Source organism: Agromyces sp. NPDC056523 (assembly GCF_042794545.1).
Taxonomy (GTDB): domain Bacteria; phylum Actinomycetota; class Actinomycetes; order Actinomycetales; family Microbacteriaceae; genus Agromyces.
The window spans coordinates 393655-416944 of the sequence record NZ_JBHTTM010000002.1 but is presented as its reverse complement, the minus strand read 5'-3'; the positions used below and the strand labels follow the sequence as shown (position 1 = coordinate 416944).

The following is a 23290-nucleotide window of genomic DNA, read 5'->3' as shown; positions in this document are numbered from 1 at the left end:
CCGCCAGTCGCGTCGTCATCTGCTCGGGTTGCGTCGGCTGGGGACGGAGGCTTGACTCGCGCTACCGGCGAACGTTCGCGCCGAGGGTCGCCAGAGCAACCATGCCGCCGGGGCCACGAAGAGGAGCGCGGCGCCGAGGTACAGGTAACCGAGCGCGAGGCCCAAGATTTCGCCCGCGACCACGACGAGCACGTACTGTCGGGGCCAGTGCGCACCCCGCCAGGCGGCTCGCGCCGCGAACAGCAGAGAGGCGCCGAGTACCGCCAGCACGACGGGCGTAGTGAGCCTGCTCGGCTCCATCTGGGGCAAGAGACCGAATACCAGCAGAGCCGCGACTGGAACAAGGAACAGTCCGCCGTTCATGGTCGACAAGGCCGACGCCCACGTCGTCGTGGCGGGTCGCACCGCGGGATCGATGAGCACGGCCATGCGGCGAGTGTACGCCGGGGACCCCGCGGCATCCGCTCGAAGGGGCCGCGACACGCGGCCGACCCTCGTTTGACCGCCCTCTCGGCATCCGGTAGACTCGACCGCTGGTGCCACCGTCTTATCCCGGTGTGCCCGCACAGTTTTCTGGCAGTGACGACCCTCCTTCCCGCTGGGGTCATCCGCGCAGTGACATCCCATCAAGTTGACGGAGCCGAGAGGCTCCCCGGAGATAGGTACGAGAAGTGGTTTACGCAGTAGTGCGCGCCGGCGGCCGGCAGGAGAAGGTCGAGGTCGGCACCATCGTGACGATGGATCGGATCAAGGCCGACAAGGACGGCAACGTCCAGCTCATCCCGGTCCTCCTCGTGGACGGCGACAAGATCACCTCCGACGCGAAGTCGCTCGCCAAGGTCACGGTCACCGCCGAGGTCCTCGGCGACCTCCGCGGCCCGAAGATCGTGATCCAGAAGTTCAAGAACAAGACCGGCTACAAGAAGCGCCAGGGCCACCGCCAGGAGCTCACGCGCGTCAAGATCACCGGCATCAAGTAACGGCCAGAGGAGACAGGGACAATGGCACACAAGAAGGGTGCGAGCTCCACTCGCAACGGTCGTGACTCGAACGCCAAGCGCCTCGGCGTGAAGCGCTTCGGCGGCCAGGTCGTCTCCGCGGGCGAGATCCTCGTCCGCCAGCGCGGCACGCACTTCCACCCCGGTGCGGGTGTGGGTCGCGGCGGCGACGACACGCTGTTCGCCCTCGAGGCCGGCGCGGTCGAGTTCGGCAACAAGGGCGGCCGCAAGGTCGTGAACATCGTCACGGTCGACGCGTAGTCGTCGGTCGGTTTCGTGAGGGCGGGCTTCGGCTCGCCCTCACGTGTTTCCAGAGAGGAGTGACGCGGCCATGGTGAGCTTCGTCGACCAGGTGCGGCTCTTCGTGCGCGCCGGCCACGGGGGCAACGGCTGCGTGTCGGTGCGCCGCGAGAAGTTCAAGCCGCTTGCCGGCCCCGACGGCGGCAACGGCGGTGACGGCGGCGACATCGTCCTCGTCGCCGACCCCCAGGTCACCACGCTCCTCTCGTACCACGGGCGACCGCACCGGTCGTCCGAGAACGGGCAGCCCGGCATGGGCGACAACCGTTCGGGCGCGACCGGTGAGGCCCTCGAGCTCCCGGTGCCCGTGGGCACCGTCGTGAAGGATGCCGACGGCGGCGAACTGGCCGACCTCACCGAGCCCGGCATGCGCTTCGTGATCGCCCCGGGCGGCCAGGGCGGACTCGGCAATGCCGCGCTGTCCTCGCAGAAGCGCAAGGCGCCCGGCTTCGCGCTGCTCGGCACGCCCGGGTTCGAGGGCGAGGTGACCCTCGAGCTGAAGACGATCGCGGATGTCGCGCTCGTCGGCTTCCCCTCGGCGGGCAAGTCCAGCCTCATCGCGGCCATGTCCGCGGCCCGGCCGAAGATCGCCGACTACCCGTTCACCACGCTGCATCCGAACCTCGGGGTCGTGCAGGCCGGCGACCATCGGTTCACCGTGGCCGACGTACCCGGCCTCATCGAGGGCGCCAGCGAGGGCAAGGGCCTCGGACTCGAGTTCCTCCGTCACGTCGAGCGGTGCTCGGCGTTGCTGCACGTGCTCGACTGCGCCACGCTCGAGCCGGGCCGCGACCCGATCAGCGACCTCGACGTGATCCTCGCCGAGCTCGCGGCCTACGAGGTCCCCGAGGGGCAGGTGCCGTTGCTCGAGCGCCCGCAGCTCGTCGCGCTGAACAAGGTCGACGTGCCCGAGGCGCGCGAGCTCGCCGAATTCGTCCGGCCCGAGCTCGAGTCGCGCGGCTACCGCGTGTTCGAGATCTCGACGGTCAGCCACGAGGGGCTCCGACCGCTCGGCTTCGCCCTCGGCGAGGTCGTCGACCGTGCGCGCGCCGACGCCGCCGCCCAGGCGGCCGCCGCCCCGCGCATCGTGCTGCGACCGAAGGCCGTCCGCGAGGTCGACTTCGTCGTGCGCCCCGAGGGCGGCAGCTACGGCACGTTCTACCGGATCCTGGGGACGAAGCCCGAGCGGTGGGTCGCGCAGACCGACTTCCAGAACGACGAGGCCGTCGGCTACCTCGCCGACCGGCTGGCGCGCCTGGGCGTCGAGGACGAGCTCGTCCGGGTGGGTGCCGTCGCCGGCTCGACCGTCGTGATCGGCCCCGGCGCGGGCGTCGTGTTCGACTGGGAGCCCACGCTCACCTCGACGGCCGAGCTCATGACCTCCCCGCGCGGATCGGATCTCCGCCTCGACGACAACCGGCGCGCCACTCGGGCCGAGCGGCGCAGCGGCTACCACGAGCGCATGGACGCCAAGGCCGAGGCGCGGGCGGAACTCGACCGCGAACGCGAGGCCGGCCTCTGGGCCGACGAGGACGACCCGAACGGCGGGGACGACGACGACACTCGGGGGGCCGTCGACGGGGACACGCGGTGACGCGGGTGCGCCTGACGCGCGACGCGGTCTCGGCCGCCCGGCGGATCGTCGTGAAGGTCGGTTCGTCGTCCATCTCCGGCGAGAACGCCGACCAGATCGACCCGCTCGTCGACGCACTCGCGACCGCATACGCGCGCGGGGCCGAGGTCATCCTCGTGTCCTCGGGTGCGATCGCGACGGGCATGCCGTACCTGCAGCTCGACGCACGGCCCGACGACCTCGCGACGCAGCAGGCCGCGGCCTCGGTGGGGCAGAACGTCCTCATCTACCGCTACCAGAACTCGCTGCGACGCTACGGCATCGTCGCCGGGCAGGTGCTGCTCACCGCGGGCGACCTCGAGAACGATACGCACCGGCTCAACGCGCAGCGTGCGATGGAGCGCCTCCTCGGCCTGCGCATCCTCCCGATCGTGAACGAGAACGACACGGTCGCGACCCACGAGATCCGATTCGGCGACAACGACCGGCTCGCCGCGATGGTGGCCGAGCTGGTCGATGCCGAGCTGCTCGTCCTGCTCTCCGACGTGGACGCCCTCTACACGCGGCCTCCGCATCTCGCGGGTGCCGAGCGCATCCCGAAGGTGCCGTTCGGCGACGAACTCGCCGGCGTCGAGATCGGCTCGATCGGCCGCGCCGGCGTCGGCACGGGCGGCGCCGAGACGAAGGTCTCCGCAGCCCGCATCGCCGCGGCATCCGGTACCGGCGTGCTCGTCACGGCCACCGCGCTCGTGTCCGAGGCGCTCAGCGGCGAGGCGATCGGCACCTGGTTCGAGCCCGCGAGCTGACGTCACACGGGGCGCCGTCGTCCGGGCCGCGAACTAGGCTTGGCAGCATGACCGACGTCCGCTCCGATCCTGCCGCCGACCTCATGGCGAACCTCGAGACCGTGCTCGATGGGCGGCTCGCCGCCGCCAAGGACGCCTCGCGCCGTCTCGCGCGCGCGACCACGGCCGAGAAGGATGCCGCGCTGCAGGCGATCAGCGATCAGCTGCGCGCCCGCGTCGACGACATCGTCGCCGCGAACCGACTCGACCTCGAGGCCGGCCGCGTCGCAGGCCTCGGTTCCGGGCTGCTCGACCGCCTCACGCTCGACGCACGCCGCATCGGCGCGATCGCCGACGCCGTGCTGGACGTCGTCGCGCTGACCGACCCGATCGGCGAGACGGTCAGCGGACGGACCCTGCCGAACGGCGTGCGGATCGAGCAGGTCCGGGTCCCGCTCGGCGTCGTGGGTGCGATCTACGAGGCCCGCCCGAACGTCACGGTCGACATCGCCGCACTGGCGCTCAAGAGCGGCAACGCGGTGGCGCTCCGCGGCGGATCGGCGGCCGAACGCACCAACGCGGTGCTGGTCGACGTGCTCCGCGAGGCGATCGCGAGCGCAGGCCTGCCGGGCGAGGCGGTGCAGACCGTCGACGACTTCGGCCGCGACGGCGCCCGCCACCTGATGCGGGCGCGCGACTACGTCGACGTGCTGATCCCTCGAGGCAGTGCGGCGCTCATCCGCGCGGTCGTCGACGAGGCGACCGTGCCCGTCATCGAGACCGGCGCCGGTGTCGTGCACATGTTCCTCGATGCCAGCGCGCGCGAGGACTGGTCGATCGACCTCGTGCACAACGCGAAGGTGCAGCGTCCGAGCGTCTGCAACGCCCTCGAGACGCTGCTCGTGCACGCCGACGCCGCCGAGCGACTGCTGCCGCCCGTGCTCGCGAAGCTCGAGGCATCCGGCGTGACCGTGCACGGCGACGATCGCGTGCGCGCCCTGCACCCCTCGGCCGTGCCCACCACCGACGAGGACTGGGCGACCGAGCACATGAGCCTCGACCTCTCGGTGGGCGTCGTCGACTCGCTCGATGATGCGCTCGCGCACATCCGCCGGTACTCGACCCGGCACACGGAGTCGATCGTCACGAACGACCTCGGCAACGCCGAGCGCTTCCTCGAGGAGGTGGATGCCGCGGCCGTCATGGTCAACGCCTCGACGCGGTTCACCGACGGCGCCGAGTTCGGCTTCGGTGCCGAGGTGGGCATCTCGACGCAGAAGCTCCACGCACGCGGGCCCATGGGCCTGCCCGAGCTGACGAGCACGAAGTGGATGGTCCGCGGCGCCGGCCATGTGCGCGCCTGACGCGGACCAGCACCCGCCTCCCCGCTAGACTGTCCTGAGCGTTACCCCGCGACCCCCGCGAGAACCGAAGGAGCGGCGAATGAGCCTTGCGACAGTGCTGACCGGCACGGTGATGACCGAGACCGTCCACGCGAGGGAACTCCCCATGGAGGCCTTCGCCTACGGCCTGATCGCGATCGCCCTGTTCGCCGTGCTCGGTGGCGTCGCATACTCCTACCGCGATGTCGCGAACCGCCACCGTGCGAAGGCCGAGGCCTACGCCGCTCGCCACTCCGGAGCGGAGCACGGCGGTCACTGAGGCTGTCGAGCCCGTCGTGACCACCCAGGCGCGCCGACCACGCATCGGCGTGATGGGCGGCACGTTCGACCCCATCCATCACGGCCACCTCGTGGCGGCCAGTGAGGTCGCCCAGTCGTTCGGCCTCGACGAGGTGATCTTCGTCCCCACGGGCCGTCCGTACTACAAAGAGGTCGTGACCCCGGCCGAGCACCGCTATCTCATGACGGTGATCGCGACGGCCTCGAATCCGCGGTTCACCGTGAGCCGGGTCGACATCGACCGCGAGAAGCCGACGTACACGATCGACACGCTCCGCGACCTCCGGGCCGAGCGCCCCGAGGCCGACCTCTTCTTCATCTCGGGTGCCGACGCCATCGAGCAGATCCTCTCGTGGAAGGACGTCGAGGAGCTCTGGTCGCTCGCCCACTTCGTGGCTGTGAGTCGACCGGGACACATGCTCTCCATTTCGGGTCTGCCTGAGCAGGACGTAAGCTTGCTGGAGGTTCCGGCGCTGGCGATCTCGTCGACGGATTGCCGGGACCGAGTGCACCGGGGCTTCCCGGTGTGGTACCTGGTGCCTGACGGGGTCGTCCAGTACATCTCCAAGCACCACCTCTATCGGAGTGTCGAATGACGTCGTCGCAGGAACCGCCGCTCACGCGCCGCGAGATTCGCGAGCGCGAGCGGTTGCGGGAGCAGCAGGCTGCCGCGGCGTCCCAGCAACCGGATCCCGCGGGCCCGACGCCCCAGCAGCCGACTCCACCGTCGTACCCGTCGGCTCCGCAGCAGTACTCGCCGCCGCGCGTCCCCCAGTCGACGGGTGGTCCGCAGGGCGGCGGCCATCCCGCTCCCACGCGAGGCGGGCCGAGCGCGGCACCGCAGCCGCAACGACCGGCCGAGCCGCGTCAGGCACAACCGGCGGCTCGTCAACCCCAGGCATGGTCGGATGCGCCGGCACGGGGCCCGCAGGGCGCACCTGCGTCCTCACCGGCTCCCGCACCCGCCGCGCGCCCTCGTGACGCGTACACCTCGGGTTCGATGCCCGTCCCTCGTGACGCGTACACCTCCGGCTCCATGCCGGTTCCGTCGGGCGATCCGCGGGCGCAGGGCCAGCAGCGCCCACCGCAGGGATCGGCGCCACGGCCGCCGCAGGGTCCGCCGCGGAGCGCACCGGCGCCGCAGACCACGCCTGAGCGCACGCTCACGCGGCGTGAGCTCCGCGCGATGCTCGACGCGCACGCGGCCGACGGCTTCGACGCCGAGGAATTCGACGATGCGCCCCACCGGCCGACAGCGCAACCGCAGCGCGCCCCCGGTCCCCAGCGGCCGCCGCAGGGCGGGCCCGAGCAGCGCCGGCCATCGCCCCAGCCGCCCGGGCCGCAGCGCCATCCGCATCAGCCCGCCCCGGGCCGAGCGGCGGCGCCGCACACCACCGTCGACGCCGGACTCGACGAGCCGGTGGTCGCCCCCAAGCCCGTCGGTCACTGGACCTCGCAGCTGAACCTGCCCGATGAGCGCGTCGAACCGTACGACCAACTGTTGTCGCGCGGCGGCTCGTCCGGTGGCGTCCCCACCACGACCAACGCGCTGATCCTCCCGACGTTGCCCGACCATGGTGCCCTCGGCACCCCGCTTGCGCCGAGCGGGGAGATCATCGTGACCGGTTCCATCGACCTGCCGCGCAGCTACGGCTCGACGGGCGTGCACCCCAGCCAGATCGATTCGAGCGAGGTCGACCGCATGTTCGACAGGAGCGTCGAGGATGTCGCGGGCCCCGGTGTCGCCCCCGTGGCGGCCACGCGCGCGATCAGCACGCAGGCTCCGAGCAAGGCGATGATGGCGCCGCCCTCGAAGGAGGGCATGAACGTGCCGCTCGTGCTCGCGGTCACCGCCGGCGTGCTCGCACTCGGCGTCGTCGCCACGCTCGTCGTCGGTGCGGTCGCGGGACTCTTCTGATCGTCATGACCGTTTCCAGGAAGTCGAGGACATGACCGCATCCGACCACGCACACCGCCTGCTCGCCGCCGCCGCCCGCGCCGCGGACGCCAAGGGAGGTGAGGACCTGGTCGCACTGGATGTCTCGGAGCCGCTGCCCTTCACCGACGTGTTCCTGCTCGTCAGCGGCAACTCCGAGCGCAACGTCGTCGCCATCGCCGATGCCGTCGTCGAGTCGGTGCGCGATGCCGGCAACGACGTGCTGCGGCGCGAGGGACGGGACGCCGGCCGCTGGGCACTGCTCGATTTCGGCGACCTCGTCGTGCACGTCTTCCACCGGGAGGAGCGCATGTACTACGGCCTCGAGCGACTCTGGCGCGACTGCCCGCCGATCCCCGTCGCGCCGCTCATCGAGCGCGACGGCTCGGCTGCGTCATCGGCCACCGGCTCGTCGTCCTGAGGTCGCCTCGATTTCATTTCGCGATGGAGGCTGGTGTAGTCTGAATCCGTTGCCCCGAGCGGGCAGCACACCTCAAACGGGTCTGTGGCGCAGCTGGTAGCGCACCTGCATGGCATGCAGGGGGTCAGGGGTTCGAGTCCCCTCAGATCCACCAAGAACCCCTGATGAATCGCAAGATTCTCAGGGGTTTTCTCGTTGCTGAGGGGCCTGTGGAAGGCCGGTGCGGCCTTTTTGGGGCTCTTTTCGTTCGGCGAACGGCTTCCACAGGCATCCACATCCTGATCCCACTGACGGTCGGCATCACGGCGTGACGCGCACTCCTACGGAGTATGAGCAGATCACCGCAACCCAACGTCCCGGCCTACCGTTTCGTCGAGAACCTCGGCGACTACCTCAGCGTCGACGAGCTCGCGCAGTACCTCCAGCTATCCAGGGAGACGATCTACCACTGGCGGCTCGAGGGCGTCGGCCCGAAGGCCACGAAGCTCGGCAAGCACCTTCGGTACAGCCGCGAGAACGTCGCGGCCTGGCTGAAGGATCGGACGGACCGACGGTGACGGCGTTGACGGGACGTCTGCTCTGCTCCAGCAGAGGACGAACACAATGGCACGACGCAAACTGGAGCCCGGATCGCACGGCGAGATCTCGTACCAGGAGCTGCCGGACGGGCGGGTGCACGCCACCATCCGATTCCGGCGGCTCGACGGGACCCACGGCCGGCTTCGCACGCGGGCCGCTTCCAAGGCGCAGGCACGCAGGACCCTCCTCGAGCTCGTTCGCGAGGAGTACGACGCCGTCCGTGTGGCGCCCGGTGGGCTGACGCCGGACTCGCCGTTCATCGACCTCGCCCGCGAGTACATGGAGCACATGGCCTTCACGGGCGATCAACGCGACACGACGCGGCATGAGAACCTCAGGCTGATCGAGAAGAAGCTCTCGCCGCTGATGGGCGCGCTCACGCTTCGCGAGATCAAGGCGACCACGGTGCTGCGCGTGTACAAGGAGATCCACGCCGACACGCCGCGGCAGGCCGACACCTGCAAGGCACTGATCAGCCAGATCTGCTCGTACGCCGTCATGAACGACCTCATGCTCGCGAACCCGGCGCGGGAGGTGAAGAGCGTGAAGCGTCGGCCGAAGCCGATCTACGCGCCGGACGCGATGCAGTTGAGCGAGTTCCGCTCGATCATCCGCGACTTCCAGGAACGCAAGGATCGGATCGGCCCGAGGCCGTCGGACCTCTTGGGCGATGTCGTCGATCTGATCCTTGCCACCGGCGCTCGGGTCAGCGAAGCCGTGGGGCTCAAGTGGCAGTATGTCCACCTCGACGCGACCCCGCCGCAGGTGACGATCGCCGGCAAGATCGTCGACTCGAAGGGGCAGGCGAAGCGGTACGAGGACTACTTGAAGTCCGAGGCCGGCTGGCGAGTCGTCACGATTCCCCTTGAGTTGGTGCCGATGCTCCGGCGCCGCAGGCTCGCCGGCGACGGGAACGAGTTCGTCTTCCACACGCGGACGGGAGCACCCAATGGCACGCAGGACGTCCACCGAGCGTTGCGGAGGGTTCGCGAATGGGCCTGCCTCGATCAGGAACTCGTGCCGCACGCGCTCCGCAAGTCCGCGGTGACTGCGGTGGCGGATGCACTCGGAATCGAAGGGGCCGCGCAGTTCGCCGGGCACAAGCGATCCCGCGTGACGGAGCAGTACTACGCGAAGCGGGCGGTGCTGGCACCGGACACGTCGACCGTCCTTGGGGCGCTGCAGGCGCGGCGGCCCGATGGCGCCGTGCTCCCCATGACTGCCGGCCGGGATGGCGACGAACGGGGCGCACGAGGGGCCAGACGATGAGCGGATCGAGGTGGCCCGCACGGAGCCCGGAGCTGCGAGCCTACCTAAATGCGAGGCGAATCGAAACCCGATGCGGACCTGCGTCGGCGGTCCACGTCTTCCATGACGCTCGTGGCGAAGTCTGCGTCACGATCGTCGATGGATACGTCCCCGGCGGCAACGGCGGTGACCTCGCCAGGCCACGTGGTCTGTCGTGTAGGTCGGTCGCGGTCGAGCCGCGTGCCAGAGATCGCGACCCAGTCGCGGAGGCGTTGGCGGGCGTCAGCGAAGTCGCGATGCCAGCCGAATGGGGCTGAGCCGTGCTGGTCAGGGTCGTAGGCGCTGAGCCAGTGCAGGTGGAGCGCTGAGAGTTCCCAGACGAGCTCGGAGTGGCGGTGCCAGAAGGGTGGCACGACCGACGCAGGCAGGCCGTAGGTTCGGCGGAGCCAGTTGACCCAGCGGTTGAGTTCCATCCACTCGATCTCGGCTTCCTCGGCGGTGAGGAGGTTCCAGTTGATCGGGTGCGGCGGCTCCGGGGTCAGGGGTCCGTCGAGGTCGTCGAACGCGTCGGCGCCGAGGGCGTCGTCGTCCACCTGCCAGGGGAAGGAGGCATCCGCCATCGTCGGCTCACAGGCCGAGGCCGGAGCGGTCGTCGCGCACGAGCGCGGGGCGCCGGGCCGCGAGCGCGTCGGCTGCGCCGTGCTCGACGGTCGGGCCGGGTCGGCGGGAGCGGTCGACGTCGTAGTTGGTGCGGGCGAGGTCGTGGCCGATCTTCTTCGCGACGAACTCCTCGCGCTCGACGATCGCACCGTCACGCTCGACTTCGAAGGTGCGGACGTAGCCCTCGGCGACGAAGCTATCGCCCTTCGCGAAGCGGGCGAGTGCGCGCTCCGCGGTAGCGCGATACGTCACGAGGTCGTGGAAGCTCGGCTCGAGTTCGCTGAAGGTGCCGTCGTCCTCGCGGCGGAAGTGCGGTTGGCCGATGCGGACGTAGAAGCGCGTGTCGCCGTTCTCGGTGACCGACTGCTGCGGCTCCGAGGCGATGAACCCGGAGAGCGACTGCTGCGTGTGAAGAGCCATGGGACTCGACCTCCTGATCGTTTGAGGGACCATACGGCCCGCTCCGAATAGGAGGTGTGCCGGGCGACTCACGGTCGCGGCGCTGAGTGCGGGTCGAACGGCGCGCGCGGATGCTGCGTCGCACGGACATGGGCGAGGTGGACGTTCTCGACCGCGGTTCGGAGCCGGTCGAATCGGCCGATCGGGTTCCCTCGGTATTGGGCGAGGTAGTAGACGTCGGCACCCTGACGTGTGATGCGGATTCCGCCGTATGCGTGGCCGTCCGAGTCGCGCAGCGTCCAGAAGCCGGGACGGTTCTCGTCGGCGTTGAGGAGCGGGTGCCACTGGCCGGGGGCGGGCAGCTTGGCGTTCATCGTGGTGTCCTCCGGCGGGGTGGCGGTCGCTTCCTGATAGAGGCTCCAGACCATCTCGGCGCAGAGGCGGAGCTCTTCGACGGGGAAGTAGCCGATGAAGTCTCGCGCGCCGTCATCCGCTGCCCACGTGTCGGCGCGCAGGAGCGGTCGCGGGGGATAGCCGGCGTTGACGGTGCGGATGACTGCAATGCGCCGGCTCCCGTCGAACTGCAGCCAGGTGCCGGGCCCGACGGCCCGGAGCTTCGGCTGCCAATATCGCACGATTCGAACATACATTCGAAGGAGAAGGACCGGAACTCAGTGCTCGTGGATTGATGGCGGCTCGGATGGGTTCGCGCGCGGAGGCACCCGTAGCGTTGGCTCGCTATAGGGTGAGGACTGTGGGCGGGTCGGGCCCCAAGGACCTCGAGATCTCGTTGTCGCTCCGTCGACAACGAGGTGGGAGTCTGCAGTGATTCCGATCACGAACTACGTCCGAAGCGGCGACGCGGATATCGCGTACAAGGTCTGCGGGGACGGTGAACGCGACCTGCTGGTTTCGTTCTCGTTCGCGTCGAACATCGACGTGTTCTTCGAGCTCTCTGAGAACGTCGAGTTCCTCGAGCGCATTATGAAGCTGGGTAGGGTCATCCTGTTCGACAAGCGGGGGACCGGCCTCTCGGACCGCTCCACTGATCTCGTCTCGGTCGATCAGCGGAGCGATGACATCATTGCCGTCCTCGACGCAGTGGGAAGCGCGAGCGCGGTGCTGCTCGGATACCTTGAGGGTGGTGCCGTGTGTCTCGTGACGGCGGCCCGGTATCCCGACCGCGTCGAGGCGATCGTCGCCACGGAAGTGCTCGCGGTCGGTCATCGGGACGCCCAGTTCCCGTGGGGATTCCGGGCCAGGTTGACCGGACCAGCGATGCAGGCGTTGGTGCGGGCCGGGTGGGGCAAAGGGCAGATCGCCAAGATGGTCGTGCCGTCGTGGACATCCGATTCACGATTGTTCGAATGGTGGAAACGGTACGAACAGCTCTCGGCGTCGCCAAGCGGGGCTTCGCGGCTGCTCGAAGAATCGGTGGAACTTGATGTCCGCGGCTACCTCCCGCATGTGCACGTTCCCGTCCTCGTCGTGCACGACCTGAACGCCAAGATGTTGCCGATCGGGGCATTTCGCTGGCTTGCCGATCAGCTTCCCGACGGCCGACTGAAAGTCGTTCGTTCGGATTCCTCGTCGCCAATCGCACCGATCAGTGACGCGTTCATCGACGAGGTCGAGGAGTTTCTCGCCGGAACGCGTAGCGGCGGGCGGCGCGAGATCGCGACACTCGTCTTCACCGATGTCGTCGGCTCGACCGACTCGCTCGCTCAGACCGGCGACGCAGTATGGCGAGACCTGCTTGTCGCTCATCGCGAATCCGTGCGGCAATCGATCGCAAGGTACTTCGGCCGGGAGGTCGTGACGGCTGGCGACGGTTTCTTCGCATCCTTCCCGCTAACGTCGTTGGCGCTCCGGTTCGCCGAGGAGGCTGTCACGGACGCAACCCGAACGGGCATCGGCCTTCGCGTCGGCGTACACACGGGGGAGGTAATCCTTCGGGATTCGGACGTGATCGGTATCGCGGCGCATATCGCTGCCCGAGTCGAGGCCGCAGCGACTCCCGGACAGGTCTTTGTGACCGACGCGGTTCGCGTAATGGTTCTGGGCTCTCGCCTGCGTTTCGAACCCGCGGGCGAGTTCCCACTCAAGGGCGTCCCAGGCACGTGGCCGTTGTTCCGCCTCGTGATCGGGGTCGATCCGGGTGCGGCCATCTGACGCTGCATGACGCGGAGTGACTGTCATAAGCGATCGCACTCGGCTAAGCGCTTATGCGGAACACATGTTCCAAGACCGAAGGCCGGAACTCAGTCGTCGTGGATCGATAGCGCATCAGATGGCACCGCCCGTGGAGGCACCCTCAGGAGCCGCTCGATCTCGGTTCGATGTGCCCGCAACTGCGCGGCATCCGCTCGGTTTGTCCACATACGGAGCTTGGCGATGACCGGGGGAGCGGCCCGCAGCAGGATGAGCCCGGTGCCGAAGGGGAGCATTCGGATGGTGTCGGGCGGCATGGTCGCGACCCGTCGGAACGACCGCTGGGAGGACCGCGATCCCCGGTCGCCGACGGAGGTGGAGTCGGTCGCTTCGTCGCGCTCGCCGATGAGGATCGAGAGGTCTTGCAGGTCGCGAGAGTTGGATGCTCCGCCGAGGACGATCTTGACGATCGAGGAGTCCCAGATCGCGTTGGCGGCGTTGTCGCTCCACTTCGTGCGGGCCTGCGCCAGGGACTGCAGGACGGGCATCGTCGTGATCCCGGTGCCCCCGCCTTCGGCCATCAGGCTCGGGAGTGAGGGCAGCGGTGCGAGGTTGCCGATCTCGTCGAGCGCGAGCAGGAGCGGCGGGTCGAGGCGTGCGCCGGCGCTGCAGGCGGCCATCCGGCGGGCGGTCTCGATGAGGTCTTCGACGAACGCCGAGACGAGGGCGGCGGAGTTGTTCGCGCCGGCGCCGGTGGCGAGGAGGTACAGGGTGCCGTTGCTGCGGAGGAACTGTTCGGGGTCGAAGGCTTCGCCGTCGCCGGAGGAGACGGCGTCGAGCACGCGGGGGTCGGCGAGGGCGCCGAGCGAGAGTGACACGCCTTGCCAAATGGAGTCGCGGGTGCGGGGGTCGGCTTCGAGCATGGCCTGGAGTGAGTCACCCCAGCCGGTCGCGGCGTTCGGGTTGCTCAGCAGGATGGAGACGGCGTCGTGGGCGGCGGACGGGTCGAGGGTCCACCGGAAGAGCTCGGCGGGTGGGCGGCGGTCCAGCGCCGCGGCATGCAGCAGTGATTGGAGGGCGGTGCGGGTCTTGGCTTCCCAGAATCCGCCGCCTTCGACGCCGCCGGCAGCGAGTCCGGTACCGGCGGCGAGGCCCGTGGCGCGGATCATGGCGGTGAGTGGGTCTTCGCATCCACGGATAGGCGACCAGCGCATCCCCGCGGGGACGCCGGCGGCGAGTTGCTGCGGGTCGAATACCGCGACGGGACCGGTCCGTTGGCGGGCTCGCAGCGTGACGGTGAGGTTGTCGGGTCGGGTCGATGTCGTGACGACAGGCCCTGGGGCGTCGAGGATCGCGTTGATCACAATGTGAGCGCCCTTGCCGGATCGCGGTGGGCCGATCACGAGCATCGAGTCCTCGACGCTGGCCCAGACCGTAGTGCCGCGGGCGCGGCCGAGGACATAGCCTACGTCGGCCGGCCGGGCGTCCGGGAGTGAGGGGCGCAAGTGTGCGGCGCGTCGCATGAGTGCCGAGCGGGAGGCGGAGCGCGACACATCGCTACGCGTTGCGATGCCTGGGATGCGGTGAGGATCGAGCTTCCGAGTGCGGCTCGTACTACGAAGCATCCGCCACAACCAGACGGCCGCCGCGATCGCGGTGGCGATCAGGATGCCAGCGGTGAGCCAGAATGCGACGGGGTGCAGTCCTGGTGCGCCGAGCGCGCCGGATGGATCGCCGGGATTCAGGAGCACGGCGAGCCCGGCCTCGGGGCCGCCGGCAGGTTGCTCGAGCCCAGTTGCCCACGCGGCGATGCTGCCGGCGACGCGGAGCAGGAGCGCGAGTCCAGCCGCGCCGAGCAGGAGCGTGATGCCGAGGTTGGCGAACTCGTCGCCGAGCGTGCCTGCCCGTGTTGTGCTCATCGACCGCTCTCAGTTCGTCGTTGACAGTCAGAGCACCAGGCCGGGGCCAGCACGATCGAAGCGTCGAGTGGGGGAGTAGGCGAAGATGCGGTCGCCTGAGAATCCCGAGGTGGAGTCGAGCAGGTCGGTGACATCCTGCGCATCGGTCACCAGGCTTGCGATGCCTTCCTGGATGAGCCGATGGCAACCGGCGCTCGCTGCGCTCGTCACCGGACCCGGGACCGCACCGACAGGCCGACCGAGCGAGTGCGCTTGACCGGCGACGTTGAGCGATGCGGACTTGTGTCCGGCCTCGACCACGACGGTGGCACCAGAAAGCACCGCGAGAATCCGGTTGCGCTGCTGAAACCGCCATCGCGTGGGCGCGGCGCCCGGCGGAAGTTCACTGACGATCAGTCCGCCGGTCTCGGCGATGCGGTCGAAGAGCTGCTCGTGGCCGACCGGGTAGGCGCGATCGAGCCCGGTCGCGAGCACCGCGATGGTGGATCCAGGGGAGGTTGCGGTCGCGGCTCGGTGCGCCGCCCCATCAATGCCGTACGTCCCGCCGGAGACAATGACGCGCCCTTGCGCTGCGAGACCCGAGACGAGTTCCGTCGCGACGTGGTCGCCGTACCCGGTCGACGCGCGGGCGCCGACGACGGTGACCCGGCCGGGCAGTGGCGAAGCGAGCAGACTCGGGCTGCCCTTGAGCCAGAGCGCGAGCGGTGCGCTCGCACCGAGCTGCTGCAGTTCGCCCGGCCAGTCGAGGTCCTCGGGCGTGAGCAGGCGCAGGTCGTGGCGCTCCATGTCGACGCGTATACGATCGACCATCCCCGGGTTGAGACGTGGCGCGAGGCGCCGCCGCCACAGCTCGCCCTCGGCGGGATCGATGCCGTTCGGAAGTCGTTCGGCTGTCGTGACGAGCTCCACGGTCGCTGCCGCGCCGACCCTGCCGACGAGCGTTCCCGTGATGATGTCGTTCGGTTCGGAGAGGGTAGCAAGCGTCATCCGCGCTTCCCGCTCCAGGGCGGATGTCTCGGTCATTGGGTTGCCTCCTCATGCGAGCGCTCTCGGCTCGCGGTCATCCGCGCCGTCGTGTCGAAGGCGGCGAGCTCATCGGGGTGCAGCTGGTGCTGGACGACGAAGCTGCGGTCCTTCACGCGCCACAGCCCCTGCCCGGTACCGAGCGCGGGCAAGAGCTGCTGCTCAGTGCCGCTGAGCCCGAGCGCGATCGCCGTCGAGCCGAGCTGGTCGGGTTCTTGGCGGTACACGATCCGGGTTTCTGCGTTCGCGAGGAGCGAGGACGCCAAGGCGCGCATCGCGGAACCCGAGTCACCGACGTTGTCGAGGTCGCTGAGCTTGTGGAAGACGAGCATGTTCGCGATGCCGAAGTGGCGGGCGAGGCGCCACTGCGCGTCCATGCGCCGCAGGAGCGCCGGATACGCCATGAGCCGCCACGCCTCGTCGTAGATCACCCATCGCTGCCCGCCATCCGGGTCGGCGAGGGCGGATTCCATCCACGCCGACGAGCACGTCATCAACACCGAGATGAGCGTCGAGTTCTCCGCGACTCGGGAGAGGTCGAGCGACACCATTGGCAGCGATGGGTCGAACCTGACGGTTGATGGGCCGTCGAAGAGCCCCGCGAGGTCGCCGGCGACGAGGCGGCGCAGCGCGTGGCCGACCAGGCGTCCATCTTCGGCAAGACGGCCATCCGGGTCATCATCACTGCTCGGCTCGAGGATGCGGTCGACGACCATCGGGAGGATGGGCACCTCGGCGCTCCGGACTGCGTCGGCCAGCGCGAGATCGATCGCGGTGTGCTCGAGCGGACTCAGCACCCGATCGAGGACGGTCTCCGCGAGCGCGCCAATGAGCTCACGGCGGCGGGACGCCAATTGCGCAGCCCACTCAGCATCAGACGCGGATGCCGCGCGGTGCCCTTTATCGAGCGGGTTCAGCCGATTGCGCAGCCCATGGCCGAGGATGATCGCCCTTCCGCCGACGGCCTCGGCGACGGCGGTGTGCTCGCCCTTGGGATCGCCCGGCACGTAGACGCGTCGGCCGAACGGCAGGGACCGGGTGTAGAGCGACTTGGCGAGCGACGACTTCCCCGACCCGACGATCCCGGCGAGAACGATGTTCGGTGCGGTGATCATGCCGCGCTGGTACAGGACCCAGGGGTCGTACACGAAGGAACCGCCGGAGTAGAGGTCCTGGCCGACGAAGACCCCTGCCGAGCCGAGGCCGGCTTCGGCGAGGAATGGGTAGTGACCGGCGAGGGTCGCCGAGGTGTCCTGATGTTTCGGCAGCTTCAACCGGCCGGGCGACCTGAGCTGCGCCGGGCCGGCCTCGCCGGCCGCCGGGAGGTACGCGGCCGCGTGCGCTTCGTTTCGCTCGGCCTGCCAGCGCGCGCGGGCCTCGAGCGTCTTCGCTCGACGCGCGTCCGCTTCGATCTCGGACGCGGAGCGCTTCCGCGCGCGCCGATCGCGGCGACGCTCGTCGTGCGGCACGGCAAGCGCTGCGGTGTGCAGCCGCTCCTCGGTCGTGTTCACAGCGCGATCGAGTGCCGGGACCGGTGCGCCGACATGTCGGGATCGATATCCCAGTGGTGGGGAACGGTGTCTCGGAACGGTGCGGAGGTCTCGACCGACGCCTCCGTCTGAATTAGCACGGGATCGGGCGACGCCTGGTAACGGCGTAGGAGCGAGACGTACCCGTAGAGCTCGCTGTAGGTGAGCGCGTACGGGGAGTCGGGATCCTCGAGGGTGCGATCGGCCGATCCCTCCGGGATGCGGTCGTAGACGTACCCGTTCACGAGCGCGGCATCCGTCGTCTCATCGCCGTAGTCCCACTGCCGCAGGTACTCGATCGCGGCGGTCTCGCCGTCATGGTCGATCATGGCCAGGAGCTCACCGGCATCCTCGTCCTGGAGGAAGACGACGCTGATCCAGCGGGACGCGGGAGCGTCCATGCGGTCGTCGATCATGATGACTCCAATCGGATGCTTCGGACGGAAGGTGTTCGCTCAGGAGGTGTGCTCGGGCTCACACGCTTCGGGAGAGGGGGAGCGCGGCAGCGGTGAATGCCTGCGCCTGTTGTCCGACGAGGCGTCGGACTTCGCAGGATGCCTGGATTGCGGCCTGCTCGATTGTCGACACCGCGGCGTCGAGGTCGCCGATCGTCGGTGCGGTGACGCAAATCAGACCGGTCGTGCGCAGTACGCCGTGGCCCGCGGTGAGATCGGCTTCCTGCTGCAGCACGTCCGCGTACTCGGCGCTCGAGCCGGCATCCTCGATCTGCCCGATCCGGCGACGCTGGTGTGCATCGCTGATGAGCTCGGTCTTCTTCTTGCGGAGGTCCCTCGCTGCCTGGTCGGCACGGACCGGGAGGTAGTGCAGCGAGACGGTTCGGAGGACGCCGGTCGTGAACACGAGGGGCGAGAGGAACCCGGGGTAGACCTGCGATCGTGGCCACTCGCTGATCCAGAGCACGGCGTGGAACGCGCTGTCGGAGCGGAGCCGATCCCAGCTCTCCGCCACGGCGACCGGGCCAGCCGCGTCCAGTACTCGGCCGACTGTGGGATGGCGGTCGAGCTCGACGCCAACTGCGGGGTCGTAGGCGGTGCGCAGGATGCTTGCGAGCTCGTCGGCGGCGAGCCATCCGCCCACGATCAGATCGGCCGCCCGAAGCGCGCCGGTCAGCGCGGTCATCTCCTGACGGAGCACCGTCGCTGCGCCTCGCATCCCACCGCCCGACGTACGGACCTGGCGCGAGGCAGCTCTGAGATCGAGGGAGAGACTGATCGTGGTGGCGTGACGCTCCCCGGCAGGTCCGGCACGCTCGATGAGGTCGCGGTACGTGGAAGACGCCCAGCTGTCGTCTTCGATGCCGTGCCGCTCCCACCACTCCGCGAGCCCGGTGCCCGAGTCGGGCAGCGTGCGCTCGGTCACCTGGAGGCGTGCGATGCGACCGGATCGGCATGCGCCGGCGAGCACGCGGCCCCATCCGGCGACGCGCCGATGCTGCTCGCCGGGGTCGAGGAGCGCGAACGCCGGATGGGACACCGCGACGACCGCGGTGAGGGTCTGCGTGTGCGGATCGTGGATCATGACCGCGCCCGACTCGGGGTCGTTCCATTCGCGCAGCGGGGCCGCGTCGCCGGGGAGCGCGAGCGTGCCGGCCGGCCGGGGCTTGACGATGCGGCGTCGATAGGTGAGCTGTCCGTGCGCGGCGCGCCACAGCCAGCGGCTGAGGATCGGCACCCACTCGACGATCTTCCGTCCGCCGATGGGGATGGCAGCGATGGCTGCCGCGGTCGCCCAGATGGGGCTCGTCCATGCGATGCCCGATGCGCCGGCCAAGTACAGCGAGATGACGACGGTGAGCACGGCGATCGCGAGGGCGATGAGTTGGGGGAGCGAGAGACCGAGCAGGATGCCTCGGCGCGTGAGCCTTGAGAACTGGACCGGGGCGAGCTGGTAGGCGGCGCTCGTGTCGGAGTCCATGGCTAGACGTCCTTTCGTGCTCGGCCGGCCGCCTCAGAGGCAGCATCCGGCCATGGTGGGCGGGGCTTCGGTGTCGACGGTCCGAGTACGGCTGGGGGCGCGGTCGGCGGGGCGGATGCCGCCGTGTCGCCGGCCGATGCCGTGTGCGTGTCTGCGGCGCCGCCGACGGCGCGCCCGGCTGTCGGGCCGGCGTTCGCTGCCGATGCCGCGACGGCGGCGCCGGCCGTGATGCCGGCGCCGATGCCGCCGGCCGCTGCTCCAGCGCCTGCAGTGCTGGATGCCCCGCCGGTCGTTCCGCCTTGTGCGGCAGCGCCGCTCGTCGTGGGACCGGGACCCGAAGCGCCTGAGGGCCTAACGCCGCCGGACGGTCGGCCTCCGGTGGCGCCGCCACCGGTGCTCACTCGAGCACCGGGATGACTCGCTCGACTTGGTGAGGCGGAGCCGCTGTCGGTGTCGGGGCCGAGGATCTTCTTCGCGCTGTCGGACATGGGTCCGTTGGGCACAGGCACCGGACGGTTCAGCGCGGACTTCGCCTCCTGCTCGCTCGACATCGCGTGGTACATGTCGAGGCCGACGAAGTTCAGGAACTTGTACGTAATGTAGGGCGCGAACGCGGCGATGAACATGAGCACGATCCCGGCGATCGGATCGCTGATGGAAGCCAGGTCGGCATCGATCGGCGCAGAAACCTGAGCGACCGCGACAAGGAAGATCACGACGAGCACGAGCTTCGACAGGATCAACGCGATCACGAACGCCACCCATTTCGAGAACCATCCCTTCGCGGCATCCCACGTCGCACCCGCCAGCGCAACCGGCCCGAACACGATCGCGACGAGCAGCAGCGCCTTGCGGATCAGCAGCGAGAACCACACGATCGCGGCCGCACTGATCGCGAGCGCGGACAAGAAGATCGTGACGATCGCACCGACGCCGGGGGCGCCGATGTTGATCGCCGCGAGCCCGGACGCGAGCAGGGCGATGCGATCGCCCATGCCTTCCATGGTGTTGCCGCTGGCCTGCACGATCCCGATCGTCAGCTGATCGGTGATTTCGAGCAGGAGGCCCGTGATCGTCACGATGATGAAGGATCCGAGCACCGCCTTCGCGAGGCCGAGCACTGCCCGCCATAGCGCCCCCGCGTCACGTCGAACGAGGCCTGTGATGAGCTGCAGGCAGAAGAAGATCAGAGCGAGGAGCACCGCGACACCGAACAGCACGTTGAAGACGGCGATGTAGCCGGGATCGGTGAGGTCGACCAGCGTCGTCGTGTCGAACGCGTCCCAGACCGCCTCGAACAGCCACGCGGCCGCCGAGCCCATCGCATGCGCGAGCCAGTCGAACGGTGCCGCGATCAGCGACGCGGTGCCCTCGCCCACCGAGTTGCAGACCTCGGCGATCACCGGGATGTCGCAGACACTCATCGGCGCTCCATCGCGATCGTGCGCCGTGGATCAGACGGCCTGGCCGACGTTCCAGAAGAAGTTGATGAGCGTTACTGCCCCACCGCAGATGATTGCCGCACCGCACGCCACCAGGACACCGAGCTTGCCACGCGACGCGAGGTGGGGGTTCGACGAGTTGGAGCCGAAGCCCCACACGATCGCGGAGACCAATAGTGCGAGCACGCTCAGGATCAGCCCGACCGTCATCACGGCGCCGACGATGATGCGCAGCTGGTCGATGCCGGGAAGGCCCGTGCCGTTCGGGTCGATGTCGATCACTTGAGCTCCCTCTCGCCTGGATGGATTCGAGAGAGAGGTGCGCCTTGAGTATCACGGTTGTGCGAAACGGTAGCCATCGGCTAATGCCGGTCGTCGTGTGTGGATTCGTCAGCGGGCGTTCTTTGATGACCGTTATGGTCGGTGCGCGCCGATAGTGTCGCACTGCCCGCGAGCGCAGAGCTCCATCATGTGGTTGCCCTGCTCGCCTGGGCGGCGGGACGAACGGAGTATGCGAATGAGTATCGAGAAGCTTGACTTCGGCGACAGCTTCGCCGGTCTCCTGGTCGACGGGGTCGAAGACACCCCCTACGTTGGCGCCACGCTACGGCTCACCGATATGGGTGTCGAGATTGAGGTTCCGTATCTCCCGGGCTACGCGGTCCAACAATTCGCTCACGTGGACGAGTGGTTTCGGCAGCGAACTCCGCCGACGAACATGCTCCTACGGACGAGGGAGGGCGCAGCCACGTTCTATGGCTGTCGTTGGCGGGGCCATTCCAGCGCGGCAGGGTCGAGCATCGGAAGTGGACGAATCGCCCCCGACGAGGCGCTGCTGCATGATCGCGAAGTGTCGCTCTCCGAGCCGCTCACCGTCAAGTCCTGTCGCAGTCGCGCTGACGGACTGAACCACTGGACACGACTGACCGCAGTGGAGTCAGAAGCGCACCGGGACGAAGAGAGCCGAACGAACGTGCTCGAGGTCACGGTCAAGAGTCCGGAGCCGATTGAGTGGCAGCAAGGCGAAGCCACGATGCGGATCCAGACGTCCTGGCGATTCGCGGCAAGACAGGACGGGTACGAACGCATCCACGAGCTCCACGACAACGTGCTGCTCGAATCGGAGTGGGCGGGCCCGAGAGAGTTCTTTCACCATCTTGTCGAGCACCGCAAGGTAATGAATCTGCTTGTGTTCTTGTTCGGGACTGCGCTGTCCTTTCGCGAGCATCAGGTGCGCGACGAGACCATCGCCTTGCGCACCATGGGCGGGACGCTGATCGAGCATCCGTACGTTGAGCTGATCAGCGCCCGGACGATTCGTGAGCGCGCGCAACCGACGCCGACGAAGCAGGAACTCGGACGACCCATGTTGGTCCTTCAAGAGGTGGGGATCGAAGGACTTACTTCGTGGGCCGAACGGTACGATGAGTGGGAGCGTTTCATCCTGCCGGCAGTGGCGGTGATCGGTCGGCGCAATCGCTTCATTGAAGACGTAGTGATGTCAACCTCGATGGCCCTCGAAGCAGCGGGGCAACTCATCGGGGAGCGGCCCGGGGAGGAGGCCACCTACGGCCGTGGAAGGCCCTCCATGGCAACGTATGTCTTCCGCTGCCTCGATTACCTCGGCATCGCTTGGGGTGACTACATCCACAGCCAGGTTGGGCTGGCCCGCGCGATCTCCAACAACTACAAGCGCGTCAAGCACGCTGACAATGGAGCCTTCCCCGACCATGTCGAGACGACCCTGATCGGCGAGATCAACGAACTCGTCGTGCGACTGCTCGCCGCAAGCCTCACCGGCGCCGCCGACGAACTACTGCAGCGCTACCGGAGCGGGTCTGAACTCTGGCAGCTCCAACAGCGCTTCGAAGCAAACGAGGTTCGGATCGATGACGACGATGGCACCTGGGTCTCCACCCCGCAGGAAGAGGCTCAGAAGCTGACGGATTAGGCAGCGCGCACATCAGGCGGCGCACGGACGATCCTTCAGCGATCTGGATCGGAAGACTATGCCGCCCTGGCATTCGCTATTGTTGCGCCTTGTCCGATTTAGAGGCTGCAGGCCCTAAGATCTCCACTGCCGATTCCTTCGCGCGCGCACCCACGCCGAAGGCAGCACCTGACCACGTCTCCATCCCGTAGCGAAAGTGATTCGGCGACAATGTGCCTGTTCGCCACGCCCGAATGTCAGCGGCGAGCCTCGCGAGGGAGTCGATTTGCCACTGCACGGTCCCCTCTTTGAAGTTGTAGACCGCTGCGGATAGCGCATCCATGCACTCGCGATCCTTTCGTCCTGGGGCGACGAGCCAAGCAGCCTCGACAGCGGTCTGCAACTCGATGTCGACCGGGCCCCCAGCGTCCCCGAAGCGCGCATCTCGCGTAGCGCGCATCCCGAGGCTGCCCACGACGGCTACCTCGGCCGGCGATGCCCACTCGTCAAGCTCAGTCGCGCGCTTGCCCAGCGCCACGATGACGCCAGCGAGTGCTGCATCGAACCTCTCGACATTCGCCGCGCGCCGCGCCACCCATTGGCCCCAGACCGCAACGAGCACACCGAGAATCGCGGCGACGAGGACACCGAGGAAGGCGAACCAATCCGACGCGGTGAGAGCATCGGCAAACGGGCCAAGAGTCATGCCGCCGAGCGTATCCCTCAATGGACAAACGGTGAGTCCCGGTACCAACGGTCGATCGGCGTTGATACCTCAAC

General features: G+C 68.6%; 25 protein-coding genes and 1 tRNA gene. 14 read left to right on the top strand and 12 right to left on the bottom strand.

From position 1 onward, the window contains the following. Positions 1–15 precede the first annotated feature (15 nt). The gene (locus ACFQ58_RS08920) at positions 16–429 is read right to left on the bottom strand and encodes a hypothetical protein (RefSeq protein ID WP_376950717.1); all 414 of its coding nucleotides are present in this window, start codon (positions 427–429) and stop codon (positions 16–18) included. A gap of 242 nt (positions 430–671) precedes the next feature. Here ACFQ58_RS08920 and rplU point away from each other — a divergent pair, with 242 nt between their 5' ends. From rplU to ACFQ58_RS08860, 12 genes are all read left to right on the top strand, one after another. Next, positions 672–980 (top strand): 50S ribosomal protein L21, encoded by a 309-nt coding sequence (rplU, locus tag ACFQ58_RS08915; protein WP_376950716.1) that lies wholly within the window; start codon positions 672–674, stop codon positions 978–980. A 21-nt stretch (positions 981–1001) separates the two neighbouring features. Beyond that, a complete protein-coding gene (gene rpmA / locus ACFQ58_RS08910; protein ID WP_234659018.1) occupies positions 1002–1259 on the top strand; it encodes a 50S ribosomal protein L27 in 258 nt (85 codons plus the stop codon). A 70-nt stretch (positions 1260–1329) separates the two neighbouring features. Next, positions 1330–2892, top strand: a complete 1563-nt coding sequence (gene obgE, locus ACFQ58_RS08905) for a GTPase ObgE (protein WP_376950715.1) — start codon at positions 1330–1332, stop codon at positions 2890–2892. A gap of 5 nt (positions 2893–2897) precedes the next feature. Further along, a complete protein-coding gene (gene proB, locus ACFQ58_RS08900) occupies positions 2898–3677 on the top strand; it encodes a glutamate 5-kinase (protein WP_376951113.1) in 780 nt (259 codons plus the stop codon). Positions 3678–3724: 47 nt separating this feature from the next. Then, the gene (locus ACFQ58_RS08895; RefSeq protein WP_376950714.1) at positions 3725–5020 is read left to right on the top strand and encodes a glutamate-5-semialdehyde dehydrogenase; all 1296 of its coding nucleotides are present in this window, start codon (positions 3725–3727) and stop codon (positions 5018–5020) included. Between the two features lie 79 nt (positions 5021–5099). Next, complete coding sequence (locus tag ACFQ58_RS08890; protein ID WP_376950713.1) at positions 5100–5318, top strand: hypothetical protein; 219 nt, start codon at positions 5100–5102, stop codon at positions 5316–5318. Positions 5319–5334: 16 nt separating this feature from the next. Further along, positions 5335–5934: a nicotinate-nucleotide adenylyltransferase gene (gene nadD / locus ACFQ58_RS08885; RefSeq protein WP_376950712.1), complete on the top strand. Its 600-nt coding sequence runs from the start codon at positions 5335–5337 to the stop codon at positions 5932–5934. Positions 5935–6338: 404 nt separating this feature from the next. Beyond that, the gene (locus ACFQ58_RS08880; RefSeq protein WP_376950710.1) at positions 6339–7256 is read left to right on the top strand and encodes a hypothetical protein; all 918 of its coding nucleotides are present in this window, start codon (positions 6339–6341) and stop codon (positions 7254–7256) included. 31 nt (positions 7257–7287) lie between these two features. Next, positions 7288–7695: a ribosome silencing factor gene (rsfS, locus tag ACFQ58_RS08875; protein WP_376950709.1), complete on the top strand. Its 408-nt coding sequence runs from the start codon at positions 7288–7290 to the stop codon at positions 7693–7695. 78 nt (positions 7696–7773) lie between these two features. Then, a tRNA-Ala gene (locus ACFQ58_RS08870) sits at positions 7774–7849 on the top strand. 175 nt (positions 7850–8024) lie between these two features. Then, complete coding sequence (locus tag ACFQ58_RS08865; protein WP_310517934.1) at positions 8025–8252, top strand: helix-turn-helix domain-containing protein; 228 nt, start codon at positions 8025–8027, stop codon at positions 8250–8252. 244 nt (positions 8253–8496) lie between these two features. Next, positions 8497–9543: a tyrosine-type recombinase/integrase gene (locus ACFQ58_RS08860; protein WP_376950708.1), complete on the top strand. Its 1047-nt coding sequence runs from the start codon at positions 8497–8499 to the stop codon at positions 9541–9543. Positions 9544–9587: 44 nt separating this feature from the next. Here the strand turns inward: ACFQ58_RS08860 and ACFQ58_RS08855 are convergent, their stop codons facing one another. The 3 genes from ACFQ58_RS08855 to ACFQ58_RS08845 form a co-directional block, all read right to left on the bottom strand. Then, positions 9588–10142, bottom strand: coding sequence for a hypothetical protein (locus ACFQ58_RS08855; RefSeq protein ID WP_376950707.1), 555 nt, complete (start codon positions 10140–10142; stop codon positions 9588–9590). Between the two features lie 7 nt (positions 10143–10149). Next, positions 10150–10602, bottom strand: a complete 453-nt coding sequence (locus ACFQ58_RS08850; protein ID WP_376950706.1) for a single-stranded DNA-binding protein — start codon at positions 10600–10602, stop codon at positions 10150–10152. 68 nt (positions 10603–10670) lie between these two features. Beyond that, positions 10671–11216 (bottom strand): hypothetical protein, encoded by a 546-nt coding sequence (locus ACFQ58_RS08845; RefSeq protein ID WP_376950705.1) that lies wholly within the window; start codon positions 11214–11216, stop codon positions 10671–10673. 190 nt (positions 11217–11406) lie between these two features. On the opposite strand from ACFQ58_RS08845, the gene ACFQ58_RS08840 reads away from it, so the two are divergent. Next, a complete protein-coding gene (locus ACFQ58_RS08840) occupies positions 11407–12753 on the top strand; it encodes an alpha/beta fold hydrolase (RefSeq protein ID WP_376950704.1) in 1347 nt (448 codons plus the stop codon). A gap of 89 nt (positions 12754–12842) precedes the next feature. Here ACFQ58_RS08840 and ACFQ58_RS08835 read toward each other — a convergent pair whose 3' ends face one another. From ACFQ58_RS08835 to ACFQ58_RS08805, 7 genes are read right to left on the bottom strand one after another with little or no spacing between them, the layout of a single operon-like run. Beyond that, a complete protein-coding gene (locus tag ACFQ58_RS08835; RefSeq protein WP_376950703.1) occupies positions 12843–14651 on the bottom strand; it encodes a type IV secretory system conjugative DNA transfer family protein in 1809 nt (602 codons plus the stop codon). Positions 14652–14678: 27 nt separating this feature from the next. Then, on the bottom strand, positions 14679–15674 hold the full coding sequence (dprA, locus tag ACFQ58_RS08830; protein ID WP_376950701.1) for a DNA-processing protein DprA: 996 nt from the start codon (positions 15672–15674) through the stop codon (positions 14679–14681). Continuing rightward, positions 15671–17185 (bottom strand): ATP-binding protein, encoded by a 1515-nt coding sequence (locus ACFQ58_RS08825; protein WP_376950700.1) that lies wholly within the window; start codon positions 17183–17185, stop codon positions 15671–15673. The genes dprA and ACFQ58_RS08825 overlap by 4 nt, the downstream gene beginning before the upstream one ends. Continuing rightward, the gene (locus ACFQ58_RS08820; protein WP_376950699.1) at positions 17182–17619 is read right to left on the bottom strand and encodes a hypothetical protein; all 438 of its coding nucleotides are present in this window, start codon (positions 17617–17619) and stop codon (positions 17182–17184) included. Before ACFQ58_RS08820 ends, ACFQ58_RS08825 begins: the two co-directional genes overlap by 4 nt. 58 nt (positions 17620–17677) lie before the next feature. Next, entirely contained in the window at positions 17678–19138 is a 1461-nt protein-coding gene (locus tag ACFQ58_RS08815; RefSeq protein WP_376950698.1) for an SCO6880 family protein, read from the bottom strand. Positions 19139–19140: 2 nt separating this feature from the next. Next, positions 19141–20562, bottom strand: a complete 1422-nt coding sequence (locus tag ACFQ58_RS08810; protein WP_376950697.1) for a conjugal transfer protein TrbL — start codon at positions 20560–20562, stop codon at positions 19141–19143. Between the two features lie 30 nt (positions 20563–20592). Beyond that, on the bottom strand, positions 20593–20862 hold the full coding sequence (locus ACFQ58_RS08805) for a DUF6112 family protein (RefSeq protein WP_336570201.1): 270 nt from the start codon (positions 20860–20862) through the stop codon (positions 20593–20595). Between the two features lie 235 nt (positions 20863–21097). Between ACFQ58_RS08805 and ACFQ58_RS08800 the strand changes: the two genes are divergently transcribed. Then, entirely contained in the window at positions 21098–22531 is a 1434-nt protein-coding gene (locus ACFQ58_RS08800) for a hypothetical protein (protein ID WP_376950696.1), read from the top strand. A gap of 76 nt (positions 22532–22607) precedes the next feature. Here ACFQ58_RS08800 and ACFQ58_RS08795 read toward each other — a convergent pair whose 3' ends face one another. Next, positions 22608–23216 (bottom strand): hypothetical protein, encoded by a 609-nt coding sequence (locus tag ACFQ58_RS08795; RefSeq protein ID WP_376950695.1) that lies wholly within the window; start codon positions 23214–23216, stop codon positions 22608–22610. Between the last annotated feature and the right edge of the window lie 74 nt (positions 23217–23290).